Consider the following 21,317-nt stretch of genomic DNA (forward strand, 5'->3'; position numbering starts at 1 on the left):
CACCGAAAAAGTGGACGATGGCATCATGACTATCATTGCGACTGGAACGCATAACAACAGCAAGGAGAAAGCAATGTCTAATTTGGCGCTAAATTTGCCTGAACAGCATTACCTAACATTGCAAAATGGACTGACGGTACATTACCTCGATGAGGGTGAGGGAGACATCGTGATTTGGCTGCATGGCAGTGGCCCTGGCGCATCGGGTTACAGCAATTTCAAAAACAATTACCCAAAGTTTGCCAGCCAAGGTTTTCGTAATATCGTTCTTGATCTCCCTGGGTTTGGTCGTTCAGACAAACCAAACGATGTGCATTACAACTTGGACTTCTTTGTGAGTGTCCTAAACGAAATCATCGAAACCTTGCATCTTAGCCCCTGCACCTTGCTAGGAAATTCCTTAGGCGGAGCAATTGCGTTAGGACAAGCTCTGAAATACCCATCATCGGTCAATAAGCTGATACTCATGGCTCCAGGTGGCGTTGAAGAACGTGAAACCTACTTTGAAATGGAAGGCATTCAAAAGATGGTGGCCACGTACAATCAAGGGCCAATGGGAATCCACGAAATGCGCGAGGTCATGAGCCTACAACTGCATGATTCATCGCAGCTCTCTGATGATATTTTGCGCGAAAGGGTAGCAGTTGCGGTTACGCAGCCAAAAGAGTTGTTCTCAACAATGATGGTGCCAAACATGACGCAAGAGCTGAATCAACTGGCCTGCCCGGTCCTCGGTTTTTGGGGCAACAACGATCGCTTTAATCCTCCATCAGGCGTTTTTAAATTCCTCGATAATGTGCCTGATGCTAAGTTTCTGTTACTAAATCAATGCGGACACTGGGTTCAGGTTGAGCATACCGATTTGTTCAACAAGACCTGCCTAGACTTTCTTCTCGGCCAATAGAGCGACAAGGACGGCAATATGAGTAACTATGAACATCTTCTAAAGCCAGGAAAGATCGGCTCAATGGCGATACGTAACCGCATAGTATCCGCGCCAATGGGCACGAACCTAGCTGAGTCCGACGGACATTGCGGAGAACGCATTCAAGCCTATTACGAAGCTCGAGCAAAAGGTGGAGCGGGACTGATAACCATGGGCGTCGGAGCCATTGCCTATCCGGCAGGTACTGCAGAGCCCTATCAAGTGGGTCTTTCGTCTGACGACTTTCTCCCAGGTCTAAAGCAACTGACCGAACGTGTACATAAACACGGAGCCAAAGTTGCAATTCAGCTTCAACATGCAGGAAAAACGGCGGTTCGAGACTTGGCAGAGGGTCGCGAACTTTGGGTACCATCGGTACCACCACCGACCCCAATGGGTATGATGGCGGCGTTATCAAAACAAGAGCTCGCCACATTTGTGCGTCCAAAAGGTGGCAATGTAAAAATTCGCGTTATGGATAAGCAAGATATTGAACAGATGATCACTTGGTTTTCTGATGCCGCCGACCGAGCCAAAAGAGCTGGCTTTGACGGCGTTGAAATCCACGCTGCGCACAGTTATATCATCGCAGGTTTTCTCTCTCCTTATTACAACAAACGTACCGATGAGTACGGCGGAAGTTTCGAGAACCGGACTCGTCTACTGCGTGAAATCATCGCATCCGTACGTCAGCGCGTTGGTCGAGAATATCCAGTATGGCTGCGTCTCGATGCATGCGAAATGCGAACGCCTGATGGGATTAGTCTAGATGACTGCCTCCATGTCGCCAAAATTGCAGAGAGACTGGGGATCGATGCCATCAGCATTTCCGCTTATGCCACAACCACCAGTGGTGATGCATTTACTGAAGCTCCGCTAGTACATAAACCAGCAGGTTTCCTCGACTGGGCAACTGAAGTCGCCAAACAGCTCGTTATCCCTGTTATCGCCGTTGGACGTCTTGAACCTGAAGTTGCCAATCGAGCCATTGAAAAAGGCCAATGTGACTTTGTGGCGATGGGAAGAAAACTACTCGCCGACCCAGAGTTGCCGAATAAGCTTATCGCGAATGAACCACAGAACATTCGTCCATGCATTTATTGTTATACCTGCGTCAGTCAGATTTTCATAAATCAACGCGTAAAATGTGCTGTAAACCCTGAGATGGGACAAGAAGCTCATTACCCTTTAACGCTTCCAAAACGCCAAAAGCATGTGGTTGTAATTGGAGGAGGCCCCGGAGGAATGGAGGCCGCGAGCCAATTAGCTCGCCGTGGCCATAAGGTTACTTTGTTAGAACAAGAAAAGCGTTTAGGCGGCACACTATTTTTTGCTTCGATGGTCTACCCTGAAAACAATAAGTTACTGGATTTCCTTTATCAACAAATCGACCACCCTTTGATCACAGTGAAACTCAATACCAAAGCGTCTCAATCCTTGATAGATGAATTAAAGCCCGATGACGTGGTTGTAGCGACAGGGGCATTAAGGGGTAAACCGGCGATCAAAGGAGCAGAACAAAAACATGTTTGGAGCGGTGATGAGCTAAGAAAAGTCATGACCAGTGGTGACAGTCACATCGGCAAACAAAAATTCAATTTATTTCAAAGAACGATGCTTAAAAGTGGTCAGCTCAGCGGCATCACTGGATCCGTAGAAGCGACCAGAAAATTATCTCACCTATGGATGCCACTGGCAGATGATGTCTGCATTATAGGAGGCGGGTTGGTCGGACTAGAGCTTGCAGAATTTCTTGCTCAACGCGGACGAAAAGTGACCGTTTTGGAATCAGAAGAAACCCTCGGTAAGGAACTCTCCATTGTTCGTCGTTGGAGAGTACTACATGAAGTAGAAAAGCTTGGTGTGACACTACACAACAGCGTTTCAATCCAAGAGATCGACACAAATAAAGTGCATTTTTCGTTCAATGGTAGTGAAGAACGACAATCCGTAAATGCAGGTTCTGTTATTTTGGCTAGCGGAGCAGAAACTGACAACACGATGGCATCACACATAAACGGTGCTTATCCTGTCCATCAAATCGGTGACTGTCACTCTCTTGATTATATCGAGGGGGCACTCTCATCGGCGTGGAAAGTTACCGCTACGATTTGAGTTAAATAGTAAATTGGCAAGATTTGCCGCATTGCTGTTTTATTGATCTGTTCAACAAGAATCAATGATAAAAGGAAGAAATGGATGTCAGAACAATTGAATCACCTTCATCACACACATAACCAGCAAGTGCTTAGCTATACGAACAACCCAAACAGCACAGTAGAACAAAGACGAGCAGTTTTACAACAAGTTATCGATTTGCTGGTTAATCATTATCAACCACTTGTAGAAGCGATGGAGGAGGATTTTGGTGGTCGTAGCCAAACGTTTTCAATGATGAACGACATTTTAGGCTCGTTAGGATCACTAAAGCACGCGCGCGATAATCTCGCATCATGGATAAGCACTGAAGAAAGGGCAATGATCGCCCCCTATGACCAACTTGGTGCTCGTGCGGAAGTGGTTTATCAACCCAAAGGCGTTATTGGCATTATGGGGACATGGAATGCTCCGATCTATACACTGTTAAGTCCTTTAGCGTGCGCGATTGGGGCCGGTAATCGAGTTATCCTCAAACCATCTGAACACACTCCAAAAACAGCGGCAGCGCTAGAACAATTAATCAACGAACATTTAGATTCGAGTTGGATAAGCATTGTAACTGGTGATGCTGATATGAGTCGTTCGTTTTGTGCTATTCCTTTTGATCATTTGGTATTCACTGGATCCCCATCTGTTGGCAAAAAAATCATGGCCGCAGCTGCACAAAATTTGACACCGGTAACACTAGAGTTAGGCGGAAAGTCCCCTGCTATCGTAAGTTCTTCAGCTGATATTATTCAAACCGCTCATAAACTTGCCATTGCAAAAGGCACAAATGGGGGGCAAATATGTATCAGTCCAGATATTGTCTATGTACCATCACAATATCTGGATGTTTTTATTGAAGAAATAAACACTGAATTTAGACGTTGTTACCCAAGCATTGTTGGTAATTCTGATCTTGTACCCATTATCAACCAGGGACACTATCAACGAATTCAAGCTTATCTCAGAGAAGTTGAAGTACGTGGTGTTCATGTTGAGCGGAGTCATAAAGAATATGAACCATCAGAAAGAAGAATGCCTTTAACCTTGGTGATTAACCCACCATCTGATACACAAATTATGATGGATGAAATTTTTGGCTTAGCGCTTGTCGTTAAAACTTACGAAGATCTAAATGATGTAATTGATGATATTAATTCAAGACCAAATCCTCTCGCGCTGTATTATTTTGGAGAGGATCTACAGGAACAAGATCGATTGATTCAATATGTTAGAGCGGGCGGCATAACGATAAATGACGCATTGATGCATGCCGCTTTACATGATGCTCCTTTTGGAGGTGTTGGCCAATCTGGTATCGGACATTATCATGGAAAAGAAGGGTTTTTGGCTTTTAGTCATTTAAAAACGGTATTTCATGCACCAAGTATTGATCTTCGCAGAGAGTGGGGAGTACTGCCTCCCTATTCTGAAGACTTCCATACTATGATCAAATCTCAAATCACCTCTGAATAACATTATCACCCAAGCTACCTTGTATCGATCTGTGTGGCTTGGGGATAGGACTCTTGTTTATTATCCGCTGTTCGTAATCCACTCTTTTTGTTTCTCTCTACTTATCCTTTTCTGTAACGCATTCTATGAGCTTTTATAACGGAATGTTCATGATGTATATGATTATAAAAACAATTCAATCTGAGCATGCATAGAGCCATTGTTAGCGAATATTATTGATCACCTTACAGTGGATAGGATTGGGGTTGTAGAAAATCAATCAATACAAAAAAATTGAGATGTCTGTGGGTTAGTGTGTAAATCTTTGATTTTCCACTTATCCACAGAGACTATATAGATCTATTTATCTTATGATCACTATATTTAACTATGAGATCTATAAGATCTATAGCGCGTGTAACCATATGATTAATAAGAGATAAACTGGCTTTAATGATCCTTTTTTAGGTACATAAATAACATGATCTAGGTGTTATTGATCTCTTTCTAGGTGCTATTGATCGTTTATTAGGTATAAACCAGACATCTTTTAGGTATAGATGATCCATTTTTAGGTTAATAGATAACATGATCTAGGTAATTCGATTGTTTTTGCACGAGTTGTGAGCGATTCTCGGTTGTCGATATTATTCACCAGATACAAATTCGATAGAATTGATGATTTTGTGTACGCGAATGAATGATAGTAAGCGTCTTACACCTAAAATGAGTTATCTATCACACCGTAACACCTAAAAAATGTCACCTATAGAAAGAAACACCTAAAATTTGTCATGTTTAGTAGTCTGGGTTGTCATTGATATCAAGCAATGTGTCGATCTTATCAATTAGATCATCAATTTCTTGAGTTTGAGTCGAGGCTTGTTGCTCTTTTTGTTCAAGATGCCTTTTTGCCAAGCTCTGCTCTACTTTCTGCGCATGTTCTTCTCTGCCTAAGCTTCTGTATGACATTGCAAGTACTTCTAGTTCATTGTCTGTCAGGCGGGTGTTGCCATTAATGCGTTTTAGTTCAAGCTCTTTGATTTTCAGTAATGCTTCGTGTTGATTAAAGTCATCTATTGTTGCCAGTTTTAACCAACGGAAGAGAAACTTAATGCCAACGATGGTTTTGCCCTTTTTTATAAGCTCAAAACCTTTGTCCCCTTTTTCGTTTTCAAGGAATAGAAGCTCTTTACCAATTTGAGGATGTTCAGACAGTTCTTTGATGGACTCTCTTATGCAACGTTTCATGAATACGCTGTTATTTTTGAACGAGCTTTTGTCCTTTTTGAGTTTTCCTGCTTCATCTAGAAGGCCGAATACTCCCTTAAGTTCGTCTAACTTCTGGGTATGCATCTCAAAGCCCTTGTCTTTAAAACGGCTTAAAAGTTCGTATAAGCGCTTTGAATACTCTTTTTTCACATTGAAAAAATTACGAGTATTGATTAGTGCAAAACCTTGATTGTATTCGATGTACTCTGATTTAAGCATGTCGTTTGGCACCATAGTCAACACACCATTTTTGTAGGCAATGTGTTTGAACAGCGGACGATAGTCAAATTCAGTATCACCTTTCTTATTTTCAATCTTGATACCTACTTTGCGGCTTGCTAAACGGTTAGCGACAGGACTTAAGTTGCTGCCAATGTGTTTAGATTCGACGTTAAGCCACTCAGAGAGTTGATGAGAGGTGAATTCATAATGAGGAGTACTGGTTTCCCAGTCATTTGGTCGCATGTGCGCAATCATGAGGGCAAACATATCGGCCTCTCGTGCGGAGAGGTCTTGGCGACTGAAGACTAATTGATGACCCTTTTTGATGTGCTTTGGTAGGTTATCACTGACAACTGGGTAGTAATATGGCTCTGAACTCATGTTTTCTTGCTTCATAACTAACAATATCTAGGTATTGTGACATATTTTAGGTGAGGATACATCACAGAGCCTAAATTATGTCACTTATAAATGTGCTTTCTGTGACATTTGTTTATCTGAAAGTTATCTATCGTATTATTCACCTGATTTTTAAGGCTTTTGCGCGCTAAATGCGTAAAACACAGTTTAAAACACCTAGATTGTGACATTCGAATCTTTTTAAGCCTAAAACAAGTAACGTAGAGCAAGTATGTTCAAGCCCCCGTGATATGTGGTTATGAGTCGTTCAGTTACGAGTGACTGACCAATGAGGAATGCAGTTTATTAAGGGCGAGCGATTGAAATTTATGCACGTGACTATAACGATGATATCGGATGAACGGTGCAAAATTTAATCGAATGACATTATAAATGTTGTCAATATTCAGGGTGAATAATGACAATATTCATAAGTGAATGGATTGCTGAAACAAGTAATTGGAGGCGGAAATAGGTGGTGTTTTATTTCGTCGTCAATTTATTTTTATTCTGTATGAGGGGAAAAAAGCGGGAGATGAATATCCCCCGCCGCAATGGTTCTACAATGTGATTATTTAGTCTCTATGTGCAGAACGTTCTAGTTGAAATTGTATTTAAGTTTAGAACTGACGTCGTTTAGTGCCGATTTCACTTAGCGAAATGACTCTTGCGCTGAGCGAGGCTTGATCTCTTTAGCTTCTTTAGGTTTTAGTACCACTGCTTTTGCACCAAAGAGATAAGCCAGAGCTGGCAAGACTAGGATGGCGCCAAGCACATTAACTAAAAACATAAATGCGAGTAGGACACCCATATCTGCCTGAAACTTTAAGGAAGAGAAAGCCCAAGTGGCAACACTGATAGACATGGTTACCGCAGTAAATATTGCGGGAATTCCTCGAGATTGAATTGACTGATAAAAAGCCTCTCGTAGTGGAACATCTCGATTGAGTGCGTGTTGCATGCGTTCGTAAATATAGATGCCGTAATCTACTCCGACTCCAACACCTAGTGCGATGACCGGTAAGGTGGCAACTTTTAGGCCAATACCAAGCGTCGCCATTAGCGCATTACACATAATACATACTAACATCAGCGGTAAAATGACACACAACGTCGCGATAAATGATCTAAAGGTAAGCCAGCACAACAATCCAATGGCTAAGAAAATGGATATAAGGATTTGAACTTCTGCTTTTTCTACGGCTTCGTTAGTGGCAACGGCTACTCCCGCATTACCACCAAGTAAACGGAACTCCGCATCCGGGAGATTCTCATTTTGTATGAAAGTTTGAATTTCTGAGATGACGTGATTTAAAGTGGTGCTTTGGTGGTCATCAAGGTAAACCATCATATTAATCGTGCGACAACCGTTATCATTTAAACCCATTTGAGGATGAGCCGCTTGGGCGCCTGCTCGCAGGGCGACTGAATCACGCTGAAGAGTTCGCCATAAAGGGTTCCCCTCATTATTCCCTGACACATAGCGTTTTGCCGTGCCGGCGGTCGTTGCCACAGACTGCACGCCATCCACACCTCGCATATGAAAATCAAAACGAGATACCGCGTTCATAATGTCCCAATTTAGACACGCTTCTTCTTGATTTTTAGTTTCCAAATAGACAGATAAAACATCCATACCAATGGAATAATCTTGGACTATTTTTTGATTGTCTAAGTTATAACGTGAATCGGCATGTAGCTCGGGTACGCCGTTGCCGATATCGCCAGTAAGTAAATTGCGTGATTGCAGTGTTGCTGCCACAAGTAAAACAAGCATCACAGCGACAGATATTTTTGCGGGTTTAGCGGTTGCTAAAGAGGATACTGACCACCAAAATGCGCTTTGCTTGCTTTTTTCTGGACTGTGGCGAAGAGCCATACTCTCTAAGCTAAGGTGAGACAATATGATAGGCATGAACATTTTGTTTGTCATAATCATCATCGCAACACCAAGGCAAGCGGTGACCCCCAGTTCATGTACGATAGGGATGTCGATAACCATGATCACCATAAACCCAAGTGCATTTGCAAGTAGTGCAACAGTGCCTGGAATCGCTAAGCGTCGAAAAGCATTAATCGCAGCTTGTTTGCTGTCAACGCCAGCCAACACATCGAGCTTCCATGCATTCGTCATTTGAACGGCATGAGAAACACCAATGGAGAAGATAAGGAATGGCACCAATAATGACATCGGGTCAATACCATAGCCGATGAGAGGTAATGTACCGAGTAGCCAAATGACAGGGAGTAATGCGACTGCCACAATCAAGCCGGTCAGTTTTATCGACATCGTGTAATGCCACAATAGCAGCAACGTGACAACAAAGGCGATAGCGAAAAACATCAGCACATTTGAAAGGCCATCCATAACATCGCCCATCACTTTCGCAAAACCGATAATTTGAATATCGACACCCGCACCGGATAGTTCTTGTCGAATATTTTCTAGGTGTTTCGCTACGGCAGCATAATCGGTTTTTTGCCCGGTTTCTGGATCAAAATCGAGGAGTTCTGCCTGTACCATTGCTGACTTAATGTCATTGGATACGAGATTGCCAATTTGACCAGACTTTGCAACATTACTACGAACTTGGGCAAGGCTTGCTTTATCTGCAGTGAAACGAGATGGAATGACGACGTCTCCCATGAACCCAAATTCGGTGACCTCAAGATAACGCACTTCAGGCGTAAAGAGTGAGCGTACCGTGGCGCGGTTGACTCCTGGTGTAAAGAAGACACTGTCTGTTGCTTTTCTGAGTCTGGAAAGCAATTCGGGATTATAAATGTCACCTTCGCCTTTCCAAGTTAAGCTCACCATGATTCTGTTGGTACCGGTGAACTTATCTGCGTGTTCGAGAAACGCTTCCATATATTGATGCTTAATAGGAATCAACTTGGTGAAGCCTGGGTCGAATCGGGTTTTGGTTGCGGTATAGCTAAGAAGCAGAGTGAGGGCCAAGAAAAAAATGGCAAGAGGAAAGCGCCAGTGAATGATCAGTCGACCTAGCGTATCAACAAATAAGTGACTGCGAGTTTGGGTTTGTGTTGGCATGGTAGCTCCGAATTCAATCATTGGTTGATGAGGGTCGACTGATAAGCGATGTCGGTTTTGCTTGCCGTAGGGAAATGAATCACACCTGCATCTGAACCAAGCAGAAAATCGCCATTGTTAAGCTGAACGATATCGGTGATGGCCTCTCTTCCGCCGCGTCGAATAAGATTGAAAGACATCCCGTTATCGACAGATGAAATCAATAAGCCCCCCTGCCCTCCTAAAACCAATTCACCATTGGGTAGAGAGATATGAGAAAAAAGTGAAATGGGGAAGTTGAAATTGACTTTGTCCCAACTTAGCCCATCGTCATCGGAGCGGAAAATATTGCCGCGCATGCCATATACAAGCCATGACTGATTGCCAAGGTGAACACCACCATAGAATGAACCATCATAGAAAGGCGAAATCATTTGCCACGAGTCCCCCTTGTCAGTGGACCTGAGTAATGTCCCTGCTTCGCCTGCTATCAGCCTTGTATCGCTGTTGTCGGGAACAACGATGGCATTCAAGTGCCAATCTGTTTGGGCTGGCGCTGGGATGTCTGTCCACGTGTTGCCATTATCACTGGAGAGGCGAGTCAGACCATAAGCTCCTGTCGAAATCCATTGATCTGGTGTGATTTGAGCAATGTGTAAGAGAGGAACGCTGTGTTGACTGCCAAAGCTGACTTCTTGCCAGTTTTCTCCGCCATCGAATGTTTGCAAAATCCAGCCCTCATGACCAATGGCTAAACCATACAAATCATCTTGAAAAATGAGATCAGTGATAAGCGCATGCCTTTGCTTGTCGATATTGGCTTGATGCCATGTTTGGCCGTTGTCTTTTGATATCAATATGTGGCCGAGTTCACCTGCTGCTATTAGCCCTTGTTTTGATTGTTCAACGCTGGTTATGATCATGTTGTTGATGGGTAGCTGCGTTGGTGCAAGAGGTTCTGTGATCCTTGGCGCAAATGCGATGCCGCCTGCTGTTGCCATAATAAGCGACAAAGCGAACGCAATTGATGTGGTCGTCCTTTTTTTCATATGCCACCTCGTAGTCATATTTTTGAGTGGTATTCTCGATTGCGCAGTGTTTAATGCGCAGCAATAGTGAGTAGTTATAGAGGTTCATGCCAATTGTCGGCATCGTCCAAACGGGCTAGGTTTTTGAGATACAGATTGAACATTGGTTGGATGGCGTGAAGAACAAAGTGGAAAATGTTCTAACGATGTTATTTGGCTAATATGTTATGTATAAAAAAGGAGGCAATTTGCCTCCTGGATTTTTTAAAATGAGTACTTCGCAGTAAAGGAAAGGTTATCCCTATCGCTTAGCGTACGCTCTTTGACGGGTTCGTCGACATCTGGGTCCCCAAAATATCCAACATATTGTAGTGCCAGCTGAATGCCCGTTTGGTTATGGGTCAATTCTGCTCCTACTCGAGCACGGTGATCGCCTTCGCCACCTACGCCACCAGTGATGGTGCGGCCACTGAACTGACCACTATATCCAATTGGTACGGACAACCCCCATCCCTCAGTAAAGCTTGGATAGGATAGAATTAAGGTGGCCGCCCCCGCAAAGCCATGATCATCATAATAGAGCTCATTGGTTTTGGGGTTGGGTATACCATCAGGAATACCAGTCATGTTGCGTTTGTCTGCATCCATGATGTCGACATAAGCAATCTCAGCTGTTAGCGTGACAGATTCGGCCAGCGCGTTTCGACCAAAGTTGACGATTGTATTTAAGTTGGTTTGCAGGATTTCACCGCGAGTTGGTAGCGCGGTTCCAACGAGCACCGGTGCGCCATCTTTATATGAAACTTCTGCAGCGATAGAGGCTATACCAACGTTTGTTGAGTAAGTCAGACCATAGAGTTTGATATCGTCAAAGTAAACGACGTTGTATTCCGGTAATTGACCAATAAACATATTGCTTAGATCAAGGTTCACCATAGGAATACGGTCAGAATAGTTAAGGAAAAATAGGCCAACTTCAGAAACATCGGTGACGCGATAACGTGTTCCTATACCCCACTGTTCTGTTTTTCCAGGTTCTATATTGGCACCACGCGAAGCAACCACACATGGCTCACCGGGTGCTTGAGTTAAACAAGTCGCCCCCTCCCCCACAGCTTCTGAAGTACTAAAAAAGGTACCAGGCTCAGGAACCAACGTTTCTTGCCAGTTGAATTGCCAGTGTGCAAGTAACGACAGTTCCGGAGTGACCTCTAACTGCATAGATACTTGGTCTTCTGGAAGCAGAATGTCCTTGGTTTCTGTTCCGGGTACTAGCGCTTTAATCCCATCCGTTGGGCCCTGGGCTAGAGATATACTTGGAAAGAAGAGTCCCTCGCCCCATGCGACAACGTGACGACCTACGCGTATATCAGCATAGCCATACTCACCAAAAGGAAACGCAGTGTAACCATAGAAATCAAGCAGTCGAGTATAACCTCCATGGTATTTTTGTGCGTCATCAGAAAACTTGTCATCTTGATAAACATGGTCGTAGAAAGTACTTGCTGAAGCAACAAAACCAAAGTCTTTCCAACGTAGATGCCCCTCAAGCAATAAATAGAGGCCATTTGCTGTCATATCATGTTTGTCGAAGTTACGGTCACCCGATGATTTAGCAGCCAGTATTGGGTCAGGGTCTTCCAAACGCATTGCTGCGGAGTAAGTTACATTCCCTTTCCAGTCGAGCGTTACCTCATCACCTAGATTGATGGTTTCGGCAGCTTGCAAGCTTGAAGCAATGAAAGTCAAACAGAGAGCGGACTTTTTATAATGGTTAGTCTTTTTCACGATGTCACTCTCCTATTAGTGGCTTAAACGGCGTAGCGCTGCCGGTGTGAAGTTGTTAGCTGTGTAATTACCCTTATTGAGAACCGGTGCGGCACCGCGTTCTTGGAAAAGGTTGTAGCCAACGTAGCCACCACTTTTCAAGTCATGATAAAAGCTTGAACCCGCTTCATAACTTTGAGCGTCAAAGGCGTAGTAATAGTTGATGTATGCATATTGGACAAGCTCACCACGAGTGTCGTAAAAATCCCCAGCGACCGCGTGCCAAGTATCCTCATCAATAAACATGACTCGGCGGCCGTACTTGTGACGATATTCGTCTTTTAGTTGCCCCTCGAGTACCCATACTCGACGTAATTCATAACGCATAAAGTCTGGGTTAGCGTGATTTTTGGTTAATAGAGCATCGTAGCTCACATCGTCTTGATGGACGCGATAAGCATTCGCTGGAATAAACATTTCACGACGTTCAAACGCTTTCCATTCATAACGCTCTGGCGAACCATTCATTAGGCGATCTGAATCTAAGGTGAGTTTTCCTGATGTACCGGTTAAAGGTGTATCGAAACCATACTCTGGTAATTGTCTTACTCGGCGTGTTCCTGGATTGTAGGTCCACGCAAGACGTTTACCGCGTTTGAAGTTAACGGGCTCGGAAGTAACGGTTGCATTGCCCTCTTTACGCGTAGGTAGAATAGAAGAAACAAAGCTATACGCCATCACACCATCAATTGGTTTGCCAACTTCGTCTGGATGGGTCGTTACATTGAGGCCTTCGTTTAACGTACGTGCCCATGCGATTGACCCTGATGAGCTTACATCCGCAACATCACGAACAGTACTGTACGTGTAAGGTCGGTATGGAAAGTTTTGGTTGGCAAATACCTGCATAGGTTGGTTGAGATCTGGAATTGGGAAAGGTACGGCACCTTTGTAACCCGTAAAACCGAAGCCATCGTCAATCAGTTCAGACTCAACGGCGTTCTTTTTCATTGTCATGCAAACCGCATCCGGGTAACGAAAATCACGGCGCCCAGGATAAATGGGCATTTTGAATGAATCCGGATATTGCTTAAACATGGCCATTTGGCCTGGAGTTAGTTTGTCGGCGTATTGATTAAAATTGCTCCCATCAATGACATACAAAGGTTGATCATTTTTATAAGGGTCAACGAGCGGTTGGCCAATATGGGGTTCATATTCGACGTGGTCCGGCTTTCCTAGCCATTTGCCTGAAAACGCAGGGATTGTCCCATCTTCATTACCAGTTGCTATCGCCCCAGTACATGTAAGCTCTTTACCCAGTTTACTTGCTTCGTCTGCTGAGACTTTCGCCAAAACGGATGTTGAGGGAATCAGCAGCATACTGGCCAATAGCGCGGGGAATCCTTTTTGGTATTTCATGCTTCTCTCCTGTGTTCCTTCACCTGTTTACTTTGCTCTGTTGCCGCAAATCAGTACATCGAAGTGTTTATGTTTGAGTTTCACATATTGATTATTTTATAAGCACAGGTGTGGTGAATCGTCTATTGGGACTATTCACAAAGTCTTATCACGCGATTCTGTAGTCCGTATTGACGATGGAGTTAGCTCGCTTCCTTTCAATAATGACATGGTGAAATACAACTCATTTTTGTAGAGAGGAAGAGCTGATGAAGCAATCGCATATCGATCCGAAAGCGCTACGAAACGCTTTGGGCACATTCACCACGGGTGTCACGATCATCACAACTCGTGATGGCGAGGGACATGCTGTCGGCCTTACCGCAAACAGTTTTAACTCTGTGTCACTAGACCCGCCTTTGGTGCTTTGGAGCCTTGCCAAAACGGCAATGAGCGTGCCGGCATTTACAGAATCAACGCACTGGAATGTGCACGTACTAGCGGCGGATCAACAATCTCTTTCAAACCGTTTTGCTTCCAAAGGCGAAGATAAATTTGCGGGGTTGGAACTCGACCATGGTGTTTCAGATGCTCCACTCATTAAGCAATGTACAGCAAGGTTTCAATGCCGTACTGCATTTACGCATGATGGTGGTGACCACATTATATTTATCGGTGAAGTGATCGCGTTTGACCAACAAGACTTGCCACCGCTAGCGTTTCAATCCGGTCAGTATGCAGTGACAGCAAAAAAGCCTTGGCAAGAGCTCAAGTTGTCGTCAGCAAGTGACGTATTGGAATGCAGTTATAGTGAAGATCTACTCGGATATCTGTTGGGACGAGCTCATTTTCAAATGCTAGGAAAATTACAAAAGACGCTCAGTGCCGAAAGCATGACAGCAATACACTTTTTCGTGCTGTCGGTACTAACGATTCAAGAGGATATTTCATTAGAGCAAATTAATGCGCATGTGGATTATGCCGGGCAGGAAATTACTTCTGAGCACATGGCTGAGTTGGTTTCTCTTGGTGCAGTTAAACAAGATTCAGAGCGATACGTTCTTACTGAGAAAGGCCACAAAGCAGCATTGCTCCATATCTCGGAAGCCAAAGTGATCGAAGAAGAACTGATTGCAGAATTGGGTGAGGGGGATGTAAAAGCGCTAAAAGTAATACTTAAACGTTTAATCCAACACACCGACCCAGGATTGCCAGATCTATGGGCGAACGCATCTTAAGGAGTGTTGCATGAGTGACAATCACATAGCAGAGTTTGGCGAACAGTTATATCAAGCATTGCGTCAACGAAAAACGATAAAACCACTTGTTGAAAACCATGAAAGAGTGTTGTTCAGCATTGATGATGCGTACCAAATGTCTCTGTATGCATTGGCGAAAAGAGAACAAGACGGTGAAGTTGTAATAGGTAAAAAAATTGGGGTGACCAGTAAAGCCGTTCAGGAGATGTTAAATGTACATCAACCTGACTTTGGCTTTCTCACCGACACTATGCACTACGACAACGGGGCAAAGGTGAGCTTAACGCAAGCAAAGTTAATTCAGCCTCGCGCTGAGGGGGAGATTGCGTTTTGCCTAAAACAAGATTTGATTGGCCCGGGAGTCACTGCTGAACAAGTTATAGAGGCAACGGAATGGGTCGCACCATGTTTTGAGATCGTCGATTCACGAATTGAAAATTGGCGAATCAGCATTATCGATACGATTGCTGATAATGCGTCGTGCGGCGTGTTTGTGATTGGTGAATCTCGAGTTGATCCAAACACGATCGACTTAGCTCAGGCACAGATGAAAGTTCATCACAATGGCAAGTTGGCAGTGCAAGGGCAGGGTAGTGCTGTGCAAGGCCATCCAGCTCAAGCTGTTGCTTGGTTGGCGAATACGCTAGGGGAGTATGGTATCCCTTTTAAAAAGGGAGAAATCATACTTTCCGGCGCATTAGCTCCTTTAATCGATGCCCATCCGGGAGACCATTTTGAGATGGAAATTGAAGGGCTAGGGAAAGCAAGTATCAGTTTTGTTGCGTGATTTTTCAAACTCAGCAATGCAATTGGACAAACCAAAGGAATGACAAATGAATAAAATCAAATGTGCTCTGATCGGTTCCGGTAACATTGGTACAGATTTATTGTACAAACTGCAACGAAGTGAGGTGCTCGAACCCGTTTGGATGGTCGGGATTGACTCACAATCCGAGGGGTTAGCCAGAGCAAGAGAAGCTGGATTGAAAACCACCGCAATGGGAGTGGATGGTTTGCTTCCCCATGTCGAAGAAGACGAGATAAAGATTGCCTTTGATGCGACCTCTGCTTATGTACATGAAGAAAACTCTCGTAAGCTGAATGCACTGGGTGTAGTGATGGTTGACCTGACACCTGCTGCGATAGGTCCTTATTGTGTTCCCCCTGTGAATTTAAAAAAACTGCCGAATTCAATAATGAATGTCAATATGGTTACGTGTGGAGGGCAAGCGACCATACCGATGGTTGCGGCGGTGTCACGAGTGCAAGATGTTGAATACGGGGAGATTGTTGCTACCGTTTCTTCTCGTTCGGTTGGGCCAGGCACTCGACAAAATGTTGATGAGTTCACTCGAACGACTGCACAAGCCGTGGAAGAGGTTGGGGGAGCAAAATCAGGTAAAGCGATCATTATCATTAATCCAGCAGAACCGCCACTAATTATGCGTGATACGATCCATTGCTTGACGAAAGACACGCCTGATCAAGCTGCAATTACCGAGTCAGTGAATGCGATGATTCAAGATGTTCAGCGTTATGTACCCGGATATACGCTCAAAAATGGCCCTATTTTTGATGGTAATAAAGTGTCTATTTTTCTTGAAGTGGAAGGGCTAGGGGACTACCTACCTAAGTATGCGGGCAATCTAGATATCATGACGGCTTCAGCGGCAAAGACAGCTGAAATGCTTGCTGTTGATATGTTGTCAGAAATTGAATCATCCGTTGCAGTGTAAGGAGCGCACCATGGATTTAGACAATAGACAAGTGATCTTGCATGAAATGTCACTTCGTGATGGCATGCATGCGAAACGCCATCAGATCAGCCTTGATGAAATGATTGCTGTGGCGACGAATCTAGACGATGCCGGAATCCCTTTGATTGAGGTGACACACGGTGATGGCTTAGGTGGTTCTTCCTTGAATTATGGTTTCCCGGCACATACGGACGAAGAGTACTTGAGTGCAGTGATTCCAAAGATGAAACAAGCTAAAGTATCCGCGCTGTTACTGCCGGGTATTGGGACGGTAGATCACTTACGTATGGCCCATGACTTAGGGGTTAGCACCATTCGCGTTGCGACACACTGCACTGAAGCTGATGTTTCTCAGCAACATATTGGGCTTGCTCGTGAGTTAGGGATGGACACCGTCGGCTTTTTGATGATGGCGCATATGGCCTCTCCAGAGGCATTAGTTGAACAAGCAAAGCTTATGGAGTCATATGGTGCAAACTGCATCTATTGTACTGATTCTGCAGGATACATGCTGCCGGAGGACGTGACTGCGCGTATCGCTCGCCTTAGAGATGCGCTTAAGCCTGATACCCAAATCGGTTTTCATGGTCATCATAATTTGGGAATGAGTATTCCCAATTCGCTGGCTGCCATGGACGCTGGGGCAATACGTATTGATGTGTCTTCCGCAGGCCTTGGTGCAGGGGCTGGCAATACACCACTGGAGGTGATGGTGGCGGTACTTAATCGAATGAGTATCCATCATGGTGTTGATCTGTACAAAGTAATGGATGTGGCTGAAGATATTGTGACGCCATTTATGGAGCAGCCAATTCGAATTGATCGAGATGCGTTGACGCTTGGCTATGCCGGTGTTTACTCCTCATTTTTGTTGTTTGCCAAACGAGCAGAAGCTAAGTTTGGGGTTCCAGCACGCGACATTTTGATGGAATTAGGACGTCAAGGTACCGTTGGTGGCCAAGAAGATATGATTGATGACACCGCAATGACGATGGCAAGACAATCAGCGTGAGAAATGAAACTAAGGAGTAGTTATGGGCTCAATTGCAGTCACAGGTTCAGCATCAGGAATCGGTGCTCAAGTTTGTAGAATGTTGGAATCCGAGGGGCATAGCATCATCGGTATTGACCAAAAGACTGACGGCAAATTTACTCGTATCGCAGCAGACCTATCTTCTAAGGTAGGTCGTCAATCTGCGATAGATGAAACGCAACGTCTGTGTGATGGTCAACTTGACGGTATCATTTGTTGTGCTGGTGTGGGGGTTACAGCGCCATCGGCATCTCTTATTGTTGGTGTTAACTTCTTTGGTGTCACTGAATTGGTTGATGGTTTAGCGCCATTGTTGGTTGAATCTGAAAATGCATCCGTGGTTGTTATTGGTTCTGTTGCAGCCACACATCAACAAAAAGAAACAGCAGATCTTGCCCAAGCCATGTTTGATTTCGATGAACAGCAAGCAAACCGTCTTGCAGAGGCTTCAGGGTCAACACATTTAGCTTATGCTGCGTCTAAGTTTGCGGTGACGGCGTGGGCTCGTAAGTTGTCAGTTTCTATTGCAAGTAAGGGCATTCGTGTAAATGTTGTTGCCCCCGGCGCTGTGGAAACGCCGCTACACCAAGCATCAAAAGATGACCCTCGATTTGGTGAAGCAGTGAAAAACTTTGTTGCGCCAATTGGCCGCAACGGACAGCCAGAAGAAATTGCTAATGCAGTGTCCTTTTTGGTTTCGGATAAGGCGAGTTTTATTAGTGGCAGTGTCCTGTTCGTTGATGGTGGTATGGATGCGATGATGCGTGCAAAGCAATTCTGATGCTTTGATCTTAGCAAGTAACCTCTAGGCGCGAAGTCTGACACTAACCACTAGGTTTACAGGTAACTCTGAGCACTAAGCTTCAGGGTGTGAGTTTTAAAGTAAAGGCTGTTATTTCATTTTCGAAATAACAGCCTTTTTCTTTGGTTAAAAGCTAACCCCAATGAGGCCGTCCTGCCTATCGTCGCCACGGATGCAAATTTTCGAGAGATAGGTGTCATTTTAGTTCTTCAAATTGTTGCTGTGTTTTCAAAGCAAGTCTTTATCATTGAACCAAGCTTCTTGGTCGTACTTGGAAATATGGGGCGAAAGTAGCATATTGCCCGATAGCTTTTTTCTGTACTACTCAGAATATTTGCTATTTGCTATTTGCGTTTGGTATGAAATATTGGTGTAAAAAAGCCAGTCATAAAAGACTGGCTATGAGTTCATTATCTTGAGCTAGAAACTATGCTTTGTGATTATCCAATACCTGAGTGATAGCTCGATCCAACTCTTCTTGAAGAGATTTAGGTAAACGAGAAAACTCATAAGAGAAGTTACGACCTTTCACTCTTTTGCGAGCAAACATGCTCTTAGAGCTGAATTGGGCTAGTGTAGTTATTTCCGCTTTCTCTTTTTCTTGTTTTTCTTCTTCTATCTTTAATTCATTTTTAATCAAAGAAACAATGGCATCTTTTTGGTCTTGTGTAGAATATTCAGCCTGAATATTGACAAGCTTTTGCTCGATATTCTGAATGAACACCGACAAGATATCCGGGTTTGAACAAACTTTCATTACCTTATCAAGCAAAGTGTAATCGGGATGTGAAAGAGCATTCACCACCGGGAATAGTTTTACAAGTTCGTCATCAATACTTGCTGCTTTGATGGCCTTACTCACACCTGCTTGACTCAACCCAACTTGAGCGGCAATTTCAGCTTGAGTAATACCCTCATTGGATTGTTTTATTGCCAAGCATTGCTTACCGATTTCACGTAAGTTGTGTTCTTTAGCCGTTTGTAGCTGTTTGGCTAAAGCTTTTGCATCGGCAATAGAGATGTGGTCTTGTGTCACTAAGATACGAAATTCTTTAACTTTCCCCTCTTGCAACAAAAACCAAGCACGACGACGTGAACCATCTAAAATATCTAGCTTTCCTTCAACTTCTCGGCCAACAGCAGGGTAGAATTGTTGAAATTCTAGAGAGTTAAGATCTTGAAGTGATTCCTTTGTAAGCATTGACTGATCGCGACCATTCACATCAAAAGTGACGTAAGTGTCATCACGAACTTGTTCGTATGACAAGGTTACTTCGCTAAATGTCGCAGACTCACCAGACGCGAGTTGCCATGTCATACTTTGGCCGACAGATTCGATACCAAACTGTTTTTGCAAGTACTCAGCGGGAGAGTGCCCACTTTTTTCTAGCTCGTTACTTAATTGTCGAGTTAGCGAGTTTAAGTTTGCTTGTGCTGCTGCTTGCTGTGCTTCAGCTGAGCCTAATGCATTTCCTAGAGGGCTACCACCACGTTTTTTAGCCATTATGCTTGCTCCTGTTCACGCCAAACGTTCACAATATCGCGCAAGATTTGACTTGTTACCTCGTAACTATTTTGCTGCGCAGACTGGAAAGTGGCTTTACTTTTTGGGTATTCACTTTTTGACATATCAAAAACGGTTGAAAGCAGTGACGATGCCTGACGCACGGCTTCACTGTGTTTAAATTCTTTGGAGTAGATATAAGGTGCGAAATTGTCGTAAAGACTGTTCATCAATTCTGTTGTTGTAGAGCTATCACGATGGTTAGTCAGCATGATTTTCATGAAGTCATAGCCTTGGTGATTTGCGTTCGCCAAAAGAGCCCAAACTTGAGGGATATAGCTGAAGTAAGAACAGGTCGCATCAATGTCATTTTCAGTGATAGACAGTGGGAATACTACGCTTGTTGCTGCAAAGTAAGCATTGTAAGTGGCATAACCAAGAGACGGAGGCGTATCGATAATGATGATATCGAACTCGTCACGAACGGCGTCAATAATATCGCTTAGGATAGAATATGGTGACGCAAGCTTGTGGCTAAACACTTGCTCATGAAACCAACCTTCAATTGCTCGGTCTGTCTGGGACGCAGGTAAAATACGTAGGTTAGGAATTGTCGTCGCAAGAAAAGCATCCGATACCGCTTGGTCGAATGTTTCTCCTTCATCCAATTCGAAGTTACGCATCATCAAATCGCCAACAGAAAGGTTGCCCTCTTGTTCCGCTTCTGGAGCGTAGTACATTGATAGTGTCGCCTGACCGTCCATATCAATTAGACCAATGCGGTACTCTTGATGAAACTCTGTTGCTAAGCCTGACGCGATGGTCGCCGCGGACACTGTTTTACCCACACCACCTTTCTGATTTTGGATAACGACAACTTGTAACTTTTGATCGTTGCTGCGGATGAACTTGTTTTCTTTACGAAGGGTTTCTGGCAACAAATCGCGTACACGATACATTTCTTCAATGTCGATATTCCACTGAGAGTCTTCATGTCGGCGTGGATCAATGTTGGCGGCTGCGACGTACTTATCTAGGGTTTTTGCGTCAATACCTAAGTAAGTAGAAGCTTCTGCGCGAGTAAAGTTACGTAACTCTTTGCGATGATTAGCTAAAAGACGTAGGTTGCGGCGTTTGATGTAAGAATCCGCGCCATCTTTTAGTGATTGAAAAGTTGCTGTCGTTTGTTGAGTGTCCATATCTTTCTCCACCTCGTAATCGCAACAAGTATATCCCTTATTTTTTGAGTGTGGTAGTAAAAAATGATGGATATTTTGAAAAACGAGACGTGTGCAACTTTTGTACAAATAGGGGTGA

General features: G+C 44.0%; 15 protein-coding genes. 8 read left to right on the plus strand and 7 right to left on the minus strand.

The features are described from left to right. Nucleotides 1–73: 73 nt before the first annotated feature. The 3 genes from VA249_RS23200 (at nucleotide 74) to VA249_RS23210 (ending at nucleotide 4,546) form a co-directional block, all read left to right on the plus strand. Nucleotides 74–904, plus strand: a complete 831-nt coding sequence (locus tag VA249_RS23200; RefSeq protein ID WP_221072666.1) for an alpha/beta fold hydrolase — start codon at nucleotides 74–76, stop codon at nucleotides 902–904. 18 nt (nucleotides 905–922) lie between these two features. Continuing rightward, nucleotides 923–3,040 (plus strand): FAD-dependent oxidoreductase, encoded by a 2,118-nt coding sequence (locus VA249_RS23205; protein WP_221072531.1) that lies wholly within the window; start codon nucleotides 923–925, stop codon nucleotides 3,038–3,040. 84 nt (nucleotides 3,041–3,124) lie between these two features. Beyond that, entirely contained in the window at nucleotides 3,125–4,546 is a 1,422-nt protein-coding gene (locus VA249_RS23210; RefSeq protein WP_221072533.1) for a coniferyl aldehyde dehydrogenase, read from the plus strand. Nucleotides 4,547–5,323: 777 nt separating this feature from the next. Here the strand turns inward: VA249_RS23210 and VA249_RS23215 are convergent. From VA249_RS23215 to VA249_RS23235, 5 genes are all read right to left on the minus strand, one after another. Beyond that, complete coding sequence (locus VA249_RS23215) at nucleotides 5,324–6,400, minus strand: replication initiation protein (protein WP_210205399.1); 1,077 nt, start codon at nucleotides 6,398–6,400, stop codon at nucleotides 5,324–5,326. A 670-nt stretch (nucleotides 6,401–7,070) separates the two neighbouring features. Next, nucleotides 7,071–9,470 carry an efflux RND transporter permease subunit gene (locus tag VA249_RS23220; RefSeq protein ID WP_221072535.1) on the minus strand — a complete coding sequence of 800 codons (2,400 nt, stop codon included), beginning with the start codon at nucleotides 9,468–9,470 and terminating at the stop codon, nucleotides 7,071–7,073. Nucleotides 9,471–9,487: 17 nt separating this feature from the next. Continuing rightward, nucleotides 9,488–10,498, minus strand: coding sequence for a WD40/YVTN/BNR-like repeat-containing protein (locus VA249_RS23225; RefSeq protein WP_221072537.1), 1,011 nt, complete (start codon nucleotides 10,496–10,498; stop codon nucleotides 9,488–9,490). A gap of 243 nt (nucleotides 10,499–10,741) precedes the next feature. Then, the gene (locus tag VA249_RS23230; RefSeq protein ID WP_225927169.1) at nucleotides 10,742–12,265 is read right to left on the minus strand and encodes a DUF1302 domain-containing protein; all 1,524 of its coding nucleotides are present in this window, start codon (nucleotides 12,263–12,265) and stop codon (nucleotides 10,742–10,744) included. A gap of 15 nt (nucleotides 12,266–12,280) precedes the next feature. Continuing rightward, nucleotides 12,281–13,666, minus strand: a complete 1,386-nt coding sequence (locus VA249_RS23235; RefSeq protein ID WP_221072539.1) for a DUF1329 domain-containing protein — start codon at nucleotides 13,664–13,666, stop codon at nucleotides 12,281–12,283. 248 nt (nucleotides 13,667–13,914) lie between these two features. Here VA249_RS23235 and VA249_RS23240 point away from each other — a divergent pair, with 248 nt between their 5' ends. From VA249_RS23240 to VA249_RS23260, 5 genes are read left to right on the plus strand one after another with little or no spacing between them, the layout of a single operon-like run. Further along, entirely contained in the window at nucleotides 13,915–14,883 is a 969-nt protein-coding gene (locus tag VA249_RS23240; protein ID WP_221072541.1) for a flavin reductase, read from the plus strand. Between the two features lie 10 nt (nucleotides 14,884–14,893). After that, nucleotides 14,894–15,691 (plus strand): fumarylacetoacetate hydrolase family protein, encoded by a 798-nt coding sequence (locus VA249_RS23245; RefSeq protein ID WP_221072551.1) that lies wholly within the window; start codon nucleotides 14,894–14,896, stop codon nucleotides 15,689–15,691. Between the two features lie 46 nt (nucleotides 15,692–15,737). Further along, on the plus strand, nucleotides 15,738–16,640 hold the full coding sequence (locus tag VA249_RS23250; RefSeq protein WP_128813540.1) for an acetaldehyde dehydrogenase (acetylating): 903 nt from the start codon (nucleotides 15,738–15,740) through the stop codon (nucleotides 16,638–16,640). Between the two features lie 10 nt (nucleotides 16,641–16,650). Next, a complete protein-coding gene (gene dmpG, locus VA249_RS23255) occupies nucleotides 16,651–17,673 on the plus strand; it encodes a 4-hydroxy-2-oxovalerate aldolase (RefSeq protein WP_221072553.1) in 1,023 nt (340 codons plus the stop codon). A 22-nt stretch (nucleotides 17,674–17,695) separates the two neighbouring features. Further along, nucleotides 17,696–18,475, plus strand: a complete 780-nt coding sequence (locus VA249_RS23260; RefSeq protein ID WP_210205301.1) for an SDR family oxidoreductase — start codon at nucleotides 17,696–17,698, stop codon at nucleotides 18,473–18,475. A 448-nt stretch (nucleotides 18,476–18,923) separates the two neighbouring features. On the opposite strand, the gene VA249_RS23265 is transcribed toward VA249_RS23260, so the two are convergent. After that, complete coding sequence (locus VA249_RS23265; protein WP_221072555.1) at nucleotides 18,924–20,000, minus strand: ParB family protein; 1,077 nt, start codon at nucleotides 19,998–20,000, stop codon at nucleotides 18,924–18,926. Continuing rightward, nucleotides 20,000–21,199: a ParA family protein gene (locus tag VA249_RS23270; protein ID WP_128813537.1), complete on the minus strand. Its 1,200-nt coding sequence runs from the start codon at nucleotides 21,197–21,199 to the stop codon at nucleotides 20,000–20,002. Before VA249_RS23270 ends, VA249_RS23265 begins: the two co-directional genes overlap by 1 nt. Between the last annotated feature and the right edge of the window lie 118 nt (nucleotides 21,200–21,317).

It is taken from the genome of Vibrio alfacsensis, assembly GCF_019670485.1.
Lineage (GTDB): Bacteria > Pseudomonadota > Gammaproteobacteria > Enterobacterales > Vibrionaceae > Vibrio > Vibrio alfacsensis.